General features: G+C 33.3%; 17 protein-coding genes. 12 read left to right on the forward strand and 5 right to left on the reverse strand.

Going from position 1 to position 16,506, the window contains the following annotated elements:
• The first annotated feature begins 25 nt into the window (after nt 1-25).
• The 7 genes from porV to DMZ43_RS10360 all read left to right on the forward strand — a co-directional run bounded on the left by porV (nt 26) and on the right by DMZ43_RS10360 (nt 6,948).
• Nucleotides 26-1,246 (forward strand): type IX secretion system outer membrane channel protein PorV, encoded by a 1,221-nt coding sequence (porV, locus tag DMZ43_RS10330; RefSeq protein ID WP_129761492.1) that lies wholly within the window; start codon nt 26-28, stop codon nt 1,244-1,246.
• A gap of 96 nt (nt 1,247-1,342) precedes the next feature.
• A complete protein-coding gene (gene cdd / locus DMZ43_RS10335) occupies nt 1,343-1,825 on the forward strand; it encodes a cytidine deaminase (RefSeq protein ID WP_131508047.1) in 483 nt (160 codons plus the stop codon).
• 122 nt (nt 1,826-1,947) lie between these two features.
• Nucleotides 1,948-2,946 carry a pyruvate dehydrogenase (acetyl-transferring) E1 component subunit alpha gene (pdhA, locus tag DMZ43_RS10340; protein ID WP_131508049.1) on the forward strand — a complete coding sequence of 333 codons (999 nt, stop codon included), beginning with the start codon at nt 1,948-1,950 and terminating at the stop codon, nt 2,944-2,946.
• Between the two features lie 6 nt (nt 2,947-2,952).
• Nucleotides 2,953-4,572 (forward strand): pyruvate dehydrogenase complex dihydrolipoamide acetyltransferase, encoded by a 1,620-nt coding sequence (locus DMZ43_RS10345; RefSeq protein ID WP_131508051.1) that lies wholly within the window; start codon nt 2,953-2,955, stop codon nt 4,570-4,572.
• Nucleotides 4,573-4,677: 105 nt separating this feature from the next.
• A complete protein-coding gene (locus tag DMZ43_RS10350) occupies nt 4,678-5,634 on the forward strand; it encodes a M28 family peptidase (RefSeq protein WP_131508053.1) in 957 nt (318 codons plus the stop codon).
• Nucleotides 5,621-6,310: an SDR family oxidoreductase gene (locus DMZ43_RS10355; protein WP_131508055.1), complete on the forward strand. Its 690-nt coding sequence runs from the start codon at nt 5,621-5,623 to the stop codon at nt 6,308-6,310. The genes DMZ43_RS10350 and DMZ43_RS10355 overlap by 14 nt, the downstream gene beginning before the upstream one ends.
• 2 nt (nt 6,311-6,312) lie before the next feature.
• On the forward strand, nt 6,313-6,948 hold the full coding sequence (locus DMZ43_RS10360; protein ID WP_131508057.1) for an HAD family phosphatase: 636 nt from the start codon (nt 6,313-6,315) through the stop codon (nt 6,946-6,948).
• Here the strand turns inward: DMZ43_RS10360 and DMZ43_RS10365 are convergent.
• Together DMZ43_RS10365 and DMZ43_RS10370 are read right to left on the reverse strand one after the other, a co-directional pair.
• On the reverse strand, nt 6,945-7,433 hold the full coding sequence (locus tag DMZ43_RS10365) for a hypothetical protein (protein WP_131508058.1): 489 nt from the start codon (nt 7,431-7,433) through the stop codon (nt 6,945-6,947). The two genes, DMZ43_RS10360 and DMZ43_RS10365, sit on opposite strands and share 4 nt — an antisense overlap.
• The gene (locus DMZ43_RS10370; RefSeq protein ID WP_131508060.1) at nt 7,430-8,320 is read right to left on the reverse strand and encodes a hypothetical protein; all 891 of its coding nucleotides are present in this window, start codon (nt 8,318-8,320) and stop codon (nt 7,430-7,432) included. Before DMZ43_RS10370 ends, DMZ43_RS10365 begins: the two co-directional genes overlap by 4 nt.
• 133 nt (nt 8,321-8,453) lie before the next feature.
• Here DMZ43_RS10370 and DMZ43_RS10375 point away from each other — a divergent pair, with 133 nt between their 5' ends.
• Nucleotides 8,454-9,293 carry a DUF4349 domain-containing protein gene (locus DMZ43_RS10375; protein WP_131508062.1) on the forward strand — a complete coding sequence of 280 codons (840 nt, stop codon included), beginning with the start codon at nt 8,454-8,456 and terminating at the stop codon, nt 9,291-9,293.
• 37 nt (nt 9,294-9,330) lie between these two features.
• Here DMZ43_RS10375 and DMZ43_RS10380 read toward each other — a convergent pair whose 3' ends face one another.
• Nucleotides 9,331-9,888, reverse strand: a complete 558-nt coding sequence (locus DMZ43_RS10380) for a DUF4256 domain-containing protein (RefSeq protein WP_131508063.1) — start codon at nt 9,886-9,888, stop codon at nt 9,331-9,333.
• Nucleotides 9,889-10,002: 114 nt separating this feature from the next.
• On the opposite strand from DMZ43_RS10380, the gene DMZ43_RS10385 reads away from it, so the two are divergent.
• The 3 genes from DMZ43_RS10385 to DMZ43_RS10395 are packed head-to-tail and all read left to right on the forward strand — an operon-like array spanning nt 10,003 to nt 13,220.
• Nucleotides 10,003-10,599 (forward strand): SprT-like domain-containing protein, encoded by a 597-nt coding sequence (locus DMZ43_RS10385; RefSeq protein ID WP_131508602.1) that lies wholly within the window; start codon nt 10,003-10,005, stop codon nt 10,597-10,599.
• 5 nt (nt 10,600-10,604) lie between these two features.
• Nucleotides 10,605-11,684, forward strand: a complete 1,080-nt coding sequence (locus DMZ43_RS10390) for a mannose-1-phosphate guanylyltransferase (RefSeq protein ID WP_131508065.1) — start codon at nt 10,605-10,607, stop codon at nt 11,682-11,684.
• A gap of 57 nt (nt 11,685-11,741) precedes the next feature.
• Nucleotides 11,742-13,220, forward strand: a complete 1,479-nt coding sequence (locus DMZ43_RS10395; protein ID WP_131508067.1) for a DUF389 domain-containing protein — start codon at nt 11,742-11,744, stop codon at nt 13,218-13,220.
• A 5-nt stretch (nt 13,221-13,225) separates the two neighbouring features.
• Here the strand turns inward: DMZ43_RS10395 and DMZ43_RS10400 are convergent, their stop codons facing one another.
• Together DMZ43_RS10400 and DMZ43_RS10405 are read right to left on the reverse strand one after the other, a co-directional pair.
• Nucleotides 13,226-13,993, reverse strand: coding sequence for an ABC transporter ATP-binding protein (locus tag DMZ43_RS10400; RefSeq protein ID WP_131508069.1), 768 nt, complete (start codon nt 13,991-13,993; stop codon nt 13,226-13,228).
• The gene (locus DMZ43_RS10405) at nt 13,993-14,730 is read right to left on the reverse strand and encodes an ABC transporter permease (protein WP_129761479.1); all 738 of its coding nucleotides are present in this window, start codon (nt 14,728-14,730) and stop codon (nt 13,993-13,995) included. Before DMZ43_RS10405 ends, DMZ43_RS10400 begins: the two co-directional genes overlap by 1 nt.
• 111 nt (nt 14,731-14,841) lie before the next feature.
• Here DMZ43_RS10405 and pafA point away from each other — a divergent pair, with 111 nt between their 5' ends.
• A complete protein-coding gene (gene pafA, locus DMZ43_RS10410; protein WP_131508071.1) occupies nt 14,842-16,506 on the forward strand; it encodes an alkaline phosphatase PafA in 1,665 nt (554 codons plus the stop codon).

A 16,506-nucleotide genomic window follows, 5' to 3' on the forward strand; every position in this document is an offset into this window, starting at 1 on the left:
CACTAAGTTGAATACTTAATAACACATGAAAAAATACACAATTGCCCTAATTACTTTATTAGTTTTTAATATTTCAAATGCACAGGAAGAAACTGTTGTTTTTGATAATCAATCATCAGTAATTACAACAGGCGTTCCTTTTTTACTTATAGCGTCTGATGCTCGTGCAGCAGGTATGGGAGATATGGGAGTAGCAACATCAGCCGATGCGTATTCACAACAATGGAATCCAGCTAAATATGCATTTTCTGAAACCAAATCAGGTATTGGAGTAAGTTATACTCCATACTTAAGTAAACTTGTAAATGACATCTTTTTAGGGAATATTACGTATTTCAACCGAATTAACGAAGGAAGTGCTTTCGCTGCAAGTTTTAAATACTTTAGCCTTGGTGAAATTGAAATTGTGCAAGATGAATTTTCTGAAGCTTTAATAGAAAAACCAAACGAACTTACTGTAGATGTATCTTACTCTTTACGTTTAGCAGATCAGTTTTCAATGGCAGTGGCTTTAAGATATTTGCGTTCAGATTTAAGAATTCAAGCAGTTGATGCTAATGCAAGTGCTGCAAGCTCAATAGGAGTTGATATTGCAGGATATTATCAAAGTGAAGAAGAAGCATATAATGATTTTAACGGTCGTTGGAGAGCAGGATTTGCAATTCAAAACCTTGGTCCAAAAATTAAATATGACGATGCTGGAAGAGAAAACTTTATTCCTACCAACCTAAAACTTGGTGGTGGATTCGATTTTATTTTTGACGATTATAATAAACTGTCAGTTACTGCAGAAGTTAACAAGTTATTAGTACCAACACCTCCAGTCTTAGGTTTTGTTGATACTGTTCAAGAAGGAGATACAGAGCCTAATGGGCAGCAAGATGCTAATGAACCAACAATAATTGTTGAAGGTAAAGATAACGACGTAAGTTTTGTAAAAGGTATTTTTCAATCTTTTAGTGATGCACCAGGTGGATTTAGCGAAGAGTTAAAAGAGTTTACTTGGGCTTTAGGAGCTGAGTATAAATACCAAGACTCATTTGCGTTTAGAGCAGGTTACTTTAATGAAAGCGAAGATAAAGGAGCAAGAAAGTTTTTTGCTTTAGGAGCAGGATTTAAATACTCTGCAATAGATATTGACATGTCATATCTGTTTTCAGCATCAAAAGTACAAAGTCCGTTAGAGAACACGTTGCGTTTCTCATTAACGTTTAACTTTGGAGATGGTGAATATGATGAATATTAGACATTCATTTTTAATAAACAAACTAAAAACTATTGTTAACAGCAATAGTTTTTTTGTCTAAAATAGTTTTATACCTTTATTAAGTAAAATATAAAAGTGAAAGAAGTAAAGATAGAATCCGTTTTGACGGTTTACGATAATATAGAAGAGCTTTCCAAAGATGTGATAAGCTTAATGGAAAAAGCTATGCAAGCACGACAAAATGCTTACGCTCCTTATTCAAAGTTCAATGTTGGTGCTGCTTTACTTCTAGATAATGGAGAAGTTGTTACAGGTAGTAATCAAGAAAACGCATCTTATCCTTCTGGGCTTTGTGCAGAGCGAACAGCCATTTATTATGCAGGTGCAAAATATCCCAAAGCTAAAATTGTTCAAATGGCAATAATAGCAGGTTCTACAATAAAACAAACAATGTCTCCAATTCCGCCTTGTGGTGCGTGTAGACAGGCAATAGCTGAGTATGAAGTAAAACAAGATGCACCTATTGAAATCTATTTTATGGGAGAGACAGGAAAGGTTGTAAAGTCAAATTCATTGGCAAATCTTCTGCCTTTAGTTTTTGATAAATCATTTCTATAACGTTTTCGGTAAAAATTTACGAATTACTGTTTTTTCATTAATATGTAAAGTGTTACTTTTGTTATTCGCTTGTGTCAATTTTATTAGGACACGCATTGTTTTTCTTTTATAAATTAAGTTAAATGCAAAAAGTAACAAAAGAAGTTTACCTTAAATGGTATGAAGACATGTTATTCTGGAGAAAGTTTGAAGACAAACTAGCTGCAGTTTATATCCAACAAAAAGTAAGAGGATTTCTTCACTTGTACAATGGTCAAGAAGCTGTGTTAGCAGGAGCGCTACATGCTATGGATTTGACTAAAGATAAAATGATAACCGCATATCGTAACCACGTACAACCAATTGGTATGGGTGTAGACCCAAAACGTGTTATGGCAGAATTATATGGTAAAGCAACAGGTACCTCTCAAGGTCTTGGTGGTTCAATGCATATTTTTTCTAAAGAACACCGTTTTTATGGTGGTCATGGTATTGTAGGTGGTCAAATTCCTCTAGGTGCTGGTATTGCATTTGGTGATAAATATCATGGTAGTGATGCTGTAACGCTTTGCTGCTTTGGTGATGGTGCTGCAAGACAAGGTTCACTTCACGAAACGTTCAACTTGGCAATGTTATGGAAATTACCAGTAGTATTTGTTTGTGAAAACAACGGTTATGCTATGGGAACATCTGTAGAGCGCACTGCAAACCATACAGATATCTGGAAACTAGGTTTAGGGTATGAAATGCCTTGCGGACCTGTAGATGGTATGAATCCAGTAAAAGTTGCTGAAGCCTTTGATGAAGCTATTGAAAGAGCTAGACGTGGTGACGGACCAACATTTTTAGAATTAAAAACATACCGTTACAGAGGACACTCAATGTCTGATGCACAACACTACAGAACAAAAGAAGAAGTTGAAGAGTACAAGAAAATAGATCCTATTACACAAGTAAAAGACATTATCTTGGAAAACAAATATGCAACTGAAGCTGATATAAAAGTTATTGACAAGCGCGTAAAAGATTTAGTAAGCGAATGCGAAAAATTTGCTGAAGAATCTCCATTCCCAGAAAAGAATGTTATGTACGATGCGGTTTACGAGCAACAAGATTATCCATTTATACAACACAAACTATAATAAGATATGGCAGAAGTAATAAACATGCCTCGTTTGAGCGACACTATGGAAGAAGGTACTGTCGCAACTTGGTTGAAAAAAGTTGGTGATAAAGTAGAAGAAGGAGATATCCTAGCCGAAATAGAAACAGACAAAGCAACTATGGAGTTTGAGTCTTTCTATGAAGGTACACTATTACATATAGGTGTTCAAGAAGGTGAAACTACAAAAGTAGATGAGCTTTTAGCTATTATAGGAGAAGAAGGAGAAGATATTTCTGGTTTATTAAATGGAAGTGCTACTCAAGATTCAAAAGAAGAAGAGGCACCAAAAGAAGAAAAAGAAGAAGCAACTAGCGAGCCAGCAACAGAAACTGTAGATATTCCTGAAGGTGTTACAGTGGTAACAATGCCACGTTTAAGTGATACTATGGAAGAAGGAACTGTTGCAACATGGTTGAAAAAAGTTGGCGATGCCGTTGAAGAAGGTGATATTTTAGCCGAAATTGAAACAGACAAAGCGACTATGGAGTTTGAGTCTTTTCAATCAGGTACATTATTACACGTAGGATTGCAAGAAGGAGAATCTGCAAAAGTAGATGCACTTTTAGCTATTTTAGGTCCTAAAGGAACTGATGTTGCAAACATTGCAAAGAATTTCAAAGCATCATCAGGAGAAAAAGCAGAAGCTCCAAAAGAGGAAGCACCAAAATCAGCTTCTAAACCAGAGCCAAAAGTTGAAGCTCCTAAAAAAGAAACGCCTAAAGTTTCTGCTCCAGCATCAACATCATCTTCAGATAGAGTATTTGTATCACCATTAGCTAAAAAAATGGCTGATGAAAAAGGTATTAATTTATCTCAAGTAACAGGTTCAGGTGAGAATGGTCGTATTATAAAACGCGATATAGAAAACTTCACACCAGGAACATCTGCCGCTGCAGTAGGTAAATTTGTACCAACAGGTCAAGAAGATTTTGAAGAAGTAAACAATTCGCAAATGCGTAAAGTGATTGCAAAACGTTTAGCAGAATCTAAATTTACAGCACCTCATTATTACTTAAATGTAGAGTTTGATATGGAAAATGCTATAGCTTTCCGTGCGCAGTTTAACTCTATTCCAGATACTAAAATATCATACAATGATATGATTGTTAAAGCATGTGCTTTAGCGTTAAAACAACATCCGCAAGTAAACTCACAATGGTCTGCAGATAAGATGCGTTTAAATCACCATGTGCATATTGGTGTAGCAGTTGCAGTTCCTGACGGATTGGTAGTTCCTGTAGTGCGTTTTGCTAATGAGCAATCATTACCGCAAATAGGTGCTGAGGTTAAAGAACTTGCAGGTAAAGCTAGAAACAAGAAACTAACGCCTCAAGAAATGGAAGGTAGTACGTTTACTGTATCTAATTTAGGAATGTTTGGTATAGATAGTTTTACATCTATCATCAACCAACCTAACTCTGCAATTCTTTCAGTAGGAAATATTGTTGAAAAACCTGTAGTTAAAAATGGTCAAATTGTAGTAGGACATACCATGAAGTTATGTTTAGCTTGTGACCACAGAACTGTAGATGGAGCAACTGGAGCTCAATTCCTTCAAACATTAAAAGGATATATTGAAAATCCTGTTACAATGTTAGTATAGAAAACTTCTGCGTAAGCAGAACATACATTATAATATAATCCTGATTTGATTTTTTCCAATCAGGATTTTTTTATCTTTAAGCTTTAATACAATCAATCAAAAATTATGAAAAAACTATTAGCACTTATCATTGTTGTTTTAGCGTTTAGCTGTAAAAATGAACCTAAAGTAGAAGTAGGACCTAAAATTACTATTACAAGTGGTGAGTTAAAAGAAGCTGTGACTTATTTGTCTTCAGATGAACTATTAGGTCGAGATACTGGTACGCAAGGTATAGATGATGCAGCAACATATATTGAAAAACAATTTGAAAGCTATGGTGTAAAACCTTATTTTGAAACTTTTAGGGATAATTTTAAGCTTGATAGTTTAGATGCTTTTAATGTGGTTGGAGTTATTGAAGGTGTAGATGAAACGTTAAAAAATGAATATATAGTTATAGGTGCTCATTATGATCACATAGGTTATGGAAAACCTGTTGAAAATGACTCAATTGCTAATGGAGCTAATGACAATGCTACTGGAACAGCTGGTGTAATGGCAATGGCTAAATATTTTGCAACTAGAAAAAACAATAAGCGTAGCATTTTATTTGCACTTTTTACTGCTGAAGAAAGAGGGTTGTTAGGTTCAAAGCATCTTGCTGAACGTTTAAAGAGTGATAGCTTAAATGTATATACAATGGTTAATCTTGAAATGATAGGTGTACCTTTTAAGGATAGAGATTATCAAGCGTTTTTAACAGGCTATGAGTTATCTAATATGGCTGAGAAAATGAATGCTTACGCAGGAAGTAAACTGATAGGTTTTTCTGAAGTTTCTAAAAAATACAGACTTTTTATGCGTTCAGATAATTACCCATTTTACGATCAGTTTAAGGCACCTTGTCAAACATTATCAAGCTGTGATTTAACTAATTTTGATTTTTATCATCATGTTGATGATGAAATTGAACTTATGGACTTTAATTTCATGGCAAACCTTATCAACTCTACAATTCCTGTTATTGAAACTATGAGTAATACGCCAACTAAAGAGATTGTAATGCATGAAGCAGAGTAAAAATATTATTATTACAGGAACTAGTAGAGGTATTGGTTTTGAGCTGGTTCATCTTTTTGCTAATCAAGGACACAATGTGTTGGCACTATCAAGAAATGCGCAACCAGTAAATAATCTACATTTTGATAATATTACATCCTTTTCTTTTGATTTATGTAATGATGATGACTATCAAAAAGTAGAACAATTCATAAAAAATGAATGGAACCATGTTGATGTTTTAATCAACAATGCAGGAGCATTGCTTAACAAGCCCTTTTCAGAAACCACAATGGACGATTTTGAGCATGTTTATAAAACTAATGTTTTTGGTGTAGCTGAAATGACTAGAGTGGTTTTACCATTTATGAAAAGCGATGGACACGTTGTAACCATAAGCTCTATGGGAGGGATTCAAGGAAGTATGAAATTTCCAGGACTAGCTGCATATAGTTCTAGCAAAGGAGCAGTTATTACATTAACCGAATTGTTGGCTGAAGAATACAAAAATTCTGGTCCGCAATTCAACGTGTTAGCTTTAGGAGCAGTACAAACCGAAATGCTTGCCGAAGCTTTTCCAGGTTATGAGGCTCCAACTACAGCTTTGCAAATGGCTGAGTATATTGCAGACTTTTCGCTTAACGGAAATAAATATTACAACGGAAAAGCATTGCAAGTATCTAATTCTACTCCTTAATGATGTCTAAATACAAGTGTATTATTTTTGACTGTGATGGTGTGTTGGTCGATAGCGAGCCAATTGGCAATCAGGTGTTGGTTGATATGGCTAATAGTTATGGAGCTGATATAGATTTAGATTATGCGTTTAAGCATTTTAAAGGAGGTTCAATATATACTTGTAGAGATAAAATTCAAGCGTTGGTAAATCAACCATTATCTCAAGGTTTTATAGCAGAATATAGAAGACGAAGTTATAGTGCGTTTAAAGAACAAATTCAACCTGTAGAAGGTGTAAAAGAGGTGATTGAGTCATTATCTATTCCTTTTTGTGTGGCTTCAAGTGGGCCAACTGAAAAAATACGCCTTAACTTAGAACTTACTGGTTTGCTGCCTTACTTTGAAGACAACATCTTTAGTTGTTACACTATCGAAAAATGGAAGCCAGAACCAGATGTGTTTATTTGGGCTGCAAAAACTATGGGTTTTAAACCTGAAGACTGCGTAGTGATTGAAGATAGCTTAACAGGAATACAAGCTGCTAAAGCAGGTGGTTTTGATGTTTTTGGATTTACTGCTCATTATTATAATAACGAGTTAGAAGCAGAAGCAACTACTACCTTTAATTCAATGGAAAAACTATTGGAATTAATCTAATTGTTTTTTTCGAACTTTACTTTTGTAGTCATAAGTTCAGCGTTGTCAATAGTTGTTTTTTCTGAACGTATAATTGCAGTTATTGAATCTTTTTGTGAACCTCTATCAGTAATAATATCAAAAGCAAGGTGTAGTTTAGAAACAGAATCAGAAAGTATTTCGGTATTAACTTTAGTTACGTTTTCAATATGTGCTTGTCGTATAGTGTTGGGTAAGCTAACAGCGTTGTTAGAAAGGTTTTCAATTTGCTTAGTGATGTCCACTTCAAATTCAGGATGATGTTTTAATAGTAAAGACAAATCATAAAGCTCTTGAAGTTTTTGAGAAGCCACAGTTTGATATTCAAAGTCTTCTTGAGTGCTCAAATAATTATCAAGATCATCAATTACTGATTCAGCAGCGATATTGTTCTCATTAAAGGTTTTTGTTTCATTAGCGCATGAAACAAAAAGTAATACCCAAAAACCTATTAATATCCTTTTCATTTCACAATAAATTTAAGCATTACAATCTTACCATTAACCAGTCGCTTGTCTAGAATTTCAATAGATTTTAAGCTGCTAGTAGGTATGGTTAATGTTCTTATAAACTTGTCCTTGGTATAAAGCTCTACGCCAATATTGTTTGCAAACAATTGGTAAATTTTTGCATTGTCAGCTATTAAATTATTAAGCTGTGTTTTATGTGTAGTCCAATCTTTAATATTACCATTAGTATAGTAGTGGAGCATTAACGCATAATCATCAGGAGCTAATTTGACAGTTTGGTTTTTATTTGAGTCAATTGACCTTACAATGGTATCTGTTTTATGATATGGAGATTGTACAACAAAAGTGATGGTTTTTTCTTTAGTGGTAAATTCAAAACACCCAAGACTATCGGTTTTAAAATGTAAAGGAGATTCTCCGTTTTGTAGAACTTTAATATCCAAAGGTATTTTTGTGATGGCTTCATTTTTAATCTCATCAACAAAACAAAAGTGAAATTCATTTTTCAAACTCTTACTATAAAAAATAAGCATAATTATAGGTAGCGCTGTAAGCCAATATAACGGCTTTTTGTTTTTCTTTTTTGTTGAACTTGAAAATAGATGTGCTTCTTTAAAGGCATGCCAATTGTTAAAACCAACATACTGACTTAAGAGATTAAGCATGTCTATTCGAGGTAGCTTTTCAGGTTCGTTTTTAAAATAGGTATAAAACCATTTTTCGCTAACCTTTGCTTTTACCTTGCTAAATAAATCTTCTTGAAAGGCAACAATGTCTTCTCCTTTCCATTCTTCAATAGCATTAGGCGCACTATAATGCTGCAAAAAAGTAGTTGCAACAGTCTGTTTTAAAAGATTAAAATGATATGAATGTTCAGGATTCAAATAGTGTAAACTGCTGTTTTTTTAGTGTCTTTTTTAATTGTAAAATAGTTTACAAAAGCTTTTCTACAGCTTTACAATATAAAAATGGTATTGCTTAATAGGTTTGCTATGTAAATTTTAAAAATATAAAATTATGAACGCAAATCCATTAAAATCAGTATTTAAAATTATAACTATAAGTTTATTTGTTATGCTGCTTTCAGCATGTCAAAATGAAAGTTATAAAGAAAATGTATCAGTAGCAGATACTGCTGTGTCAGAAGAGTATGAGGCTGTAACTTCAAAAACCGAACCATCAACAAGTACAATTCCTAACAACCTAAAAATTATTAAGTCGGCAAATGCCAGATATAAGGTAAAGCATGTAAAGGTTGCAACGAAGAAAATAAAGCAAATTGCTTTAAACTTTGACGCTTATATTTCCGACTTAAGATTTCAAAACGATTTATACAGAATCGAAAACAGGTTTACTGTAAAAGTGCCTCAGCAGCATTTTGATGCTATGATGGACTCCATAAGTGCAATTGTTGAATTTGTAGAGTATGAGAATATTACCACACAAGATGTCACCGAAGAGTACATTGATATTGAAACCAGATTAAAAGCCAAACTAGAAGTAAAACAAAGGTATGAAACCATATTACGACAAAAAGCCAAAACAGTTGAAGAAATTTTAGCAACCGAAGAAAAACTTCGTGTGATACAAGAAGAGATTGAAAGCGAACAAGGACGACTTAAATACTTAACCAACAAAGTAGCTTACAGTACCATACAAATAGATTTATATGAAACGGTTGATTACAAAGAAGAGCCAACGAGTTATAAAAAATCATTTTGGAGCAAAACTAAAGAAGGCTTAGTTTTTGGTTGGAATTTTATAGAAACCATTGTGTTAGGAATCATTCATATTTGGCCGTTTATTATTTTAGGTAGTTTATTATTCTTTGTGATTAAAAAAAGAATAAAAAAATAAAAAGGTTGGTCCTCTAGAAAATAACTAGAGGACTTTTCTACACTTTTAAACAACCACGAAATCCTCTTGCTGCATAATAAGATTGTGCTCCATTGTGATAAACAAAAACAGTATCATAACGAAAATCAGCAAAAAGAGCACCTCCAAGTTTTCTAATATTTTCAGGAGTTTGTATCCAACTAGATGTTTTGGTGTCAAAATCTCCTAATTGCTGTAAAGCTCTATATTGTGTTTCGGTTAATAATTCAATTCCCATTGCTTTGGCTACATCAATGGCATTGTTTTCGGGTTTAAATTTTTTACGAGATTCTTGAGCTTCAAAGTCGTAGCAATAGCTTCTACGTTCATTAGGGCTTTCAGTTGAGCAGTCAAAAAACAAATATTCATTTGTCTTGGAGTCAAAATATACAACATCAGGTTCGCCTCCTGTTTGTTCCATTTGCTGTATAGACCATAGTTTTTCAGGGTTTTCTTCAAGTCGTTTTTGTACACTGTCCCATTCAATACTATTATGTCTTTGCATATTTTTTTCAAAACGTAGTTTGAGAATTTTAAGTAGTTGATCGCTGTCGTTCTTTGTCAATTGTTTTTTCATAATAAAAGCAGCTTTTAAATCAGAACAAGAAAATTAATGGTTTTATCAGATAATGACGAATTTATGTCTTTATTTTTTTTAAAAACTAAATACAAATCCTTTATTTTTGTTGCGATGCAAAACACACTTCAAAATTATATTCCAGAAAGTGCACTCCCAAAAGTTTTAGAGCTTTTAGACCATGACCATTTAACTGTAAAGGTGAAGAATGAACGTAAAACCAGACATGGAGATTATAAACGTTTACCAAATGGAACACATCAAATTACTGTAAACTCTAACTTGAATAGGTTTAGGTTTTTAATTACACTTATTCATGAGATAGCACATTTTGAAGCATACAAAGAGTTTGGACGCTTTATAAAACCTCATGGAGTAGAGTGGAAGCACACCTTTCAGAAATTGATGCTACCGTTTTTAAACCCTAACGTTTTCCCAAATGAGCTTTTACCTCTATTAGCAAAACACTTTAAAAACCCAAAGGCATCTAGCGATACAGATGCACCATTGGCCTTAGCATTAAAGCAATTTGACGAACCTAATGATAAAACATTTGTTTTTGAAGTACCTTTGGGTAAAACATTTAAGCTTTACAATGGCAGGATGTTTTTAAAAGGAGAAAAGCGCAGAAAGCGTTTTGAGTGTGTTGAGGTAAAATCAGGAAAAGTATATCTTTTTAATCCAAACGCAGAAGTAGAATTACTAAACTAATAACAATGAATAAGAATTATTATGCAATATTAATGGCAGGTGGAGTTGGTTCCAGATTTTGGCCTGTAAGTACTCAAGAGTATCCAAAGCAATTTCATGATATGTTAGGTACTGGTGATACACTTATACAAAAAACTTTTAATAGATTGTCTGAGCTTATTCCAAAAGAAAATATTTTTATTCTTACCAATGAGCGTTACAACGATTTGGTGTTTCAGCAGTTGCCAGATGTTACAAAACGTCAAGTAGTTTTAGAACCTGCAATGCGAAATACAGCACCTTGTATTTTATATGCATCTTTAAAAATTCAAAAGGAAAATCCTGATGCAGTAATGATTGTTGCACCAAGTGACCATTGGATAGAAGACGAAAACGCATTTACACAAAATGTAAAGCAAACCTTTGAGTTTTGTGAACAAAACGATGCCTTAATGACTTTAGGTATTCAACCTACTTTTCCAAATACAGGATATGGTTATATAGAGTTTGATAAATCGTCTAATCAAGATATAAAACCAGTAAATCAGTTTAGAGAAAAACCAGATTATGAAACTGCCAAATCATTCATAGCACAAGGAAATTTCCTATGGAATGCAGGTATTTTTATGTGGAGTGCAAAAAGTGTGATTAAAGCCTTTAAAAGCAATCAACCAGAATTGTATAGTTTGTTTGAAACAGGAATTGAGGCTTATAATACCGATTTGGAAGATGGTTTTATTCAAGAAAATTATGCCAAAGCAGAGAATATTTCAGTGGATTATGCCATAATGGAAAAAAGCGAAAATGTGTTTGTGTTGCCAGCAACTTTTGATTGGAACGACCTTGGTACTTGGGGAAGTCTTTATGATAAACTAGATAAAGATTCTGATAATAATGCAGTTGTGAATGCTAAAACTTTGACTGAAGATGCTACGGGAAATATGATTAGAAGTAAAAAAGATAAAATTGTAGTTGTTGACGGTTTAAAAGATTACATAATTGTTGATAAAGACGAAGTTTTGCTTATCTTCCCTAAAGCAAAAGAACAAGACATCAAAAAGGTACTTCAAAATGTGAAAGAAAAATTTGGAGAGTCTTATGGTTAATTGTTCATAAAGTAATTATTTTAGATTAAATTATTACAAGGTTGGAATTTTAAAGATATGAGCAACGAAAGTAAATTTAACTTCTCTGAAGACGAGCAAATACAAAAAGATAAAGACAAAGCTGTAGAAGAGAAAAAAGAAGCTGTTAGAAAAGATGCAAAAGGTCTTTTTGCTAGTATATCTAACTTTTTAAGTGAGCTTCTAGACTTTAGAGACGATACAGATAGAGACGCAACTATTGCTGCTATAAAAGCCGATATTCCTTTTAAAGGCGCTACGGCTTGGATTTTGGTGTGCTCAATAATGGTGGCTTCAGTAGGACTAAATGCTGATTCTCCTGCTGTTGTTATTGGTGCCATGTTAATTTCTCCATTAATGGGTCCTATTTTAGGTATTGGTATGTCTATTGCACTCAACGATATTGATACACTTAAGAAGTCATTGATAAACTTAGCGATAATGATTGTGTTGAGTTTACTCACAGCCTTTTTGTTTTTTAAATTCTTTCCAACTGCTGATATACAAACCAATGAGATTTTTGGACGTACCAAACCAGATATTAGAGATGTGTTAATCGCTTTTTTTGGTGGAGCAGCTTTAATTATAGCTAGGACTAAAAAAGGAACAATAGCATCAGTTATTTTTGGTGTTGCTATTGCAACAGCTTTAATGCCTCCTTTATGTACAGCAGGTTATGGACTAGCACATAACTGGGAGTTTTTCCTAGGAGCAATGAACCTATTTACCATTAATACTATATTTATTGCTCTTGCCACTTTTATAGTGTTAAAAGTGTTGCGTTTTCCTATGCTTAGATATGCAAACTCTAAAAAGAGAAAACGTATTGCTCAGTTAGCGTCGTTAATTGCTATAGTAGTAATGATTTGGCCAACATTAAGTTTTATAGATTTTATTACAGAGACAAGGTTAAAAGGAGATTATGAGAGTTTTATTGAAAATGAGGTGAAATCTAATAACGACCTTTGGTATCAAAAAGGAATACCTCATTATACTGATAAAAAAATAACACTTTACTTTAATGGTGAAATATCTGAAGCTACTGAAACTGACTTAAGAAACGAGTTGAAACAATACAATAATATCAGTGATTTTACACTTGAGTTCTTTGGAAACAAAAACAGAAGCTTTGATAAATTATCTGATGCTTACGATAGAGCTATTAATGAACTAGATAGAAAAGACATGATTATTTCTGGTCTAGAACAAGAGATAAGAGAATTACAACAAACCATTTCTGGGTTAAATGGTCAGTTAGAAACTAATAACACTTCAAATGCGGTTGCATTTTCTAGTTTAGCTAAAGATGCTAAAATTAAGTTTTCTGATTTAGACTATTTTGGATATTCAAAAAGACTAGAGTCTAAAGACTTTATAAAAGTAGATACAGTAACAATTGCTAATATTAAATGGAAAACCAACGTTAGTGATAGTATTGCTTTAGTAAAAGAAGGTGAGTTACTAGCTTGGTTAAAGCAAACTCTTAAAACTGAAAAAATAAGTGTAAAGAGAGAATAGTTTTTTTAGCTATTCTCTTCTAAGTACATTCTTCGTACTTTTTTAAATAATTCAGAAGAATATACAAAGTTTGTTACTGCTTCGTTGTCAGTTTTAAAAATAGTGTCTTTAGAGCCTTCCCATTCTTTTAGTCCGTTTTTAAGAAACACAATTTTTTCACCTATTTCCATCACTGAGTTCATATCATGGGAGTTTATTACAGTAGTAATGTTATACTCGTCAGTAATTTCTTGTATCAAGTTGTCAATAACAATTGCAGTTTTAGGATCTAAACCAGAGTTAGGTTCGTCGCAAAATAAATATTTAGGATTGTTTACAATAGCACGAGCAATGGCAACACGCTTTTGCATTCCACCACTAGCTTCACTTGGCATTTTATTGTGAGCATCGTCAAGATTAACACGCTTAAGCACAAAATCTACACGATCTTGCATTTCACTTTTACTTTGTTTAGTAAACATACGTAATGGGAACATTACATTTTCGGCAATCGTCATAGAGTCAAAAAGTGCACTCCCTTGAAATACCATGCCTATTTCGGCTCTTAAATTTCGTTTTTCATCAGGACTTAGCTTGCTAAATATTTTTCCTTCGTAAGCAATAGAGCCTTCTTCATAATCAAATAAACCCAACAAACATTTTAAAAAAACTGTTTTACCAGAACCACTTTGTCCAATAATAAGATTGGTTTTGCCTTTTTCAAAAGAGGTTGTAATTCCTTTTAAAATATGAGCTTCTCCAAACGATTTATGTAAATTTTTAACTTCTATCATTAGCCTAATAACAAACTGGTTAGTAAAAAGTTTAAGAGAATAATTACAACACTAGTCCAAACAAACGAGGTTGTGCTGGCTTTACCTACTTCAAGAGCTCCACCTTTCATGTAATATCCATAAAATGAAGGTATGGTTGCTAAAATAAAAGCAAAAACTATAGTCTTTATAAACGCATATGTAATATGGAAAGGAATAAAATCTGTTTGAATACCTATAACGTAATCTTCTAAAGTACCATAACCGCCATACACACATGCAGCCATACCACCAAGAACGCCTAAAAACATTGCAATGGAAATCACAAAAGGATAAAGCATAAGCGAAATGAATTTAGGGAAAACAAGATAGTTTAACGAGTTAATTCCCATAACTTCTAGAGCATCAATTTGCTCGGTTACTCGCATAGTTCCTATGCTTGAGGTAATAAAAGAACCCACTTTACCAGCCATAATAATAGAGATAAACGTTGGAGCAAATTCTAGTACTATCGATTGTCGAGTTGCAAAACCAACAAGGTATTTTGGTATTAAAGGGTTGTTGATGTTTAATGACGTTTGTATTGCAACAACGCCTCCAACAAAAAAGGCTATAAATGCAACAATACCTAAAGAGCCAATAACCAAATCGTCAATGTCTTTTAATATCAACTGCTTCATTACGCTCCACTTCGTAGGCTTGCGGAACATTTCAGCAATCATCAAAAAATATTTACCAATATTATGAAGGTACGTCATAGTATAATTTGTTACTGCTAAAGTAAAAAAAACTTACAGGTATTTAACCTTAATTTTAAATTATGATGTTTTAAAATCTGTATTTTTGGGCTTCGTTTACAAATCACAACAATGAAAAGACATTTAACACTATTAGTATTATTAGCAATTACTCTATCATGTAAAGCCCAACATGAAATTACAGAGATAGAAACTCAGTATGAGCATGATTTAACTTCAAGACCAAAATTGGTTGTAGGTATTGTAGTTGACCAAATGAGATACGATTACTTAACACGTTTTTATAATCGTTTTGGAGAAGGTGGATTTAAACGAATGATAAACGAAGGGTTTAACTGTAAGAACAACCATTTCAACTACATTCCGACAAAAACAGGACCAGGACATGCATCGGTTTATACAGGAACTACACCAAAATATCATGGTATAATTGCTAATGATTGGTATGATAAAGATGCTAAACAAATGGTGTACTGTGCAGGAGATGACACGGTGGAATCAGTAGGGACAACAAGTTCTTCTGGAAAAATGTCACCACAACGCATGTTAACAACCAGTTTTGCTGATGAAAATAGATTGTTTACTCAAATGCGAGGAAAGACCATTGGTATTTCAATGAAAGATAGAGGAGCAATTTTACCTGCAGGACATACTGCTAATGCAGCGTATTGGTTTCATGGTAAAAATGAAGGAAAATGGATATCGAGTACTTTTTACATGAACGATCTTCCGCAATGGGTTAAGGATTTTAATAATTCAAATGTTGCGCAATCTTATTTTAAAGTTTGGAATACCTTATACGATATCAATACTTATATTGAAAGCGGTAGCGATTTAAACAATTTTGAAGGAGGGTTTAAAGGTAAGGAAACAGCAACTTTTCCTTATGACTTGGCTGCTTTAAAAGACTCTAATGGAGGTTTTGATATCCTTAAAGGAACTGCTTATGGAAACGACCTTACTACAGATTTTGCTTTAGCTGCAATTGATGGAGAACAATTGGGTAAAGATAGTATCACTGATGTTTTGGCTTTAAGTTACTCAAGTACTGATTATGTTGGGCACAATTTTGGTGTGAATTCTAAAGAAGTTCAAGATACATACCTTAGACTAGATAAAGACTTAGAGCGATTATTTAATCACTTAGATGCGACAGTTGGTAAAGGAGAATACACTGTATTTTTAACAGCAGATCATGGAGCTGTTGATGTGCCTTCATATTTACAATCGGTTAAAATTCCTGCTGGGTATTTGAATAACTCAAAAACTAAAGCTGATTTTAATGAGTTTATGACTGCTAAGTTTGGAGCGTCTGATTTAGTTGAAAATGTAAGCAATGATCAAATATTTTTAAATAGAGAGAAACTAAAAACTCTAGATTTAGACTTAGATGATGTACAAGAGGCTATCGTTGATGAGTTAATTACTTATGAAAATGTATATAAAGTGTATTCATCTAAAACAATGAGTACAATGTCGTTTGACTCAGGAGTAGAGCAATTACTTCAAAAAGGTTATAATCAAAGACGTTCTGGAGATATTTTGGTAGTGCCAAATCCAGCACATATTTCATACAGTAAAACAGGTTCAACTCATGGTAGTGGGTTAAATTATGATACACATGTGCCTTTATTATTCTTCGGAAAAGGAATTAAGCATGGAGAAACATTTCAAAAAACCGTAATACCAGATATTGCACCAACAATTTCGGCATTTTTAGGTATTAGTTTTCCTAATGGTGCAACAGGACAACCTTTAGGGTTTGTTTTAGATTAG

This window comes from Meridianimaribacter sp. CL38 (genome assembly GCF_004328055.1).
Taxonomy (GTDB): domain Bacteria; phylum Bacteroidota; class Bacteroidia; order Flavobacteriales; family Flavobacteriaceae; genus Gaetbulibacter_B; species Gaetbulibacter_B jejuensis.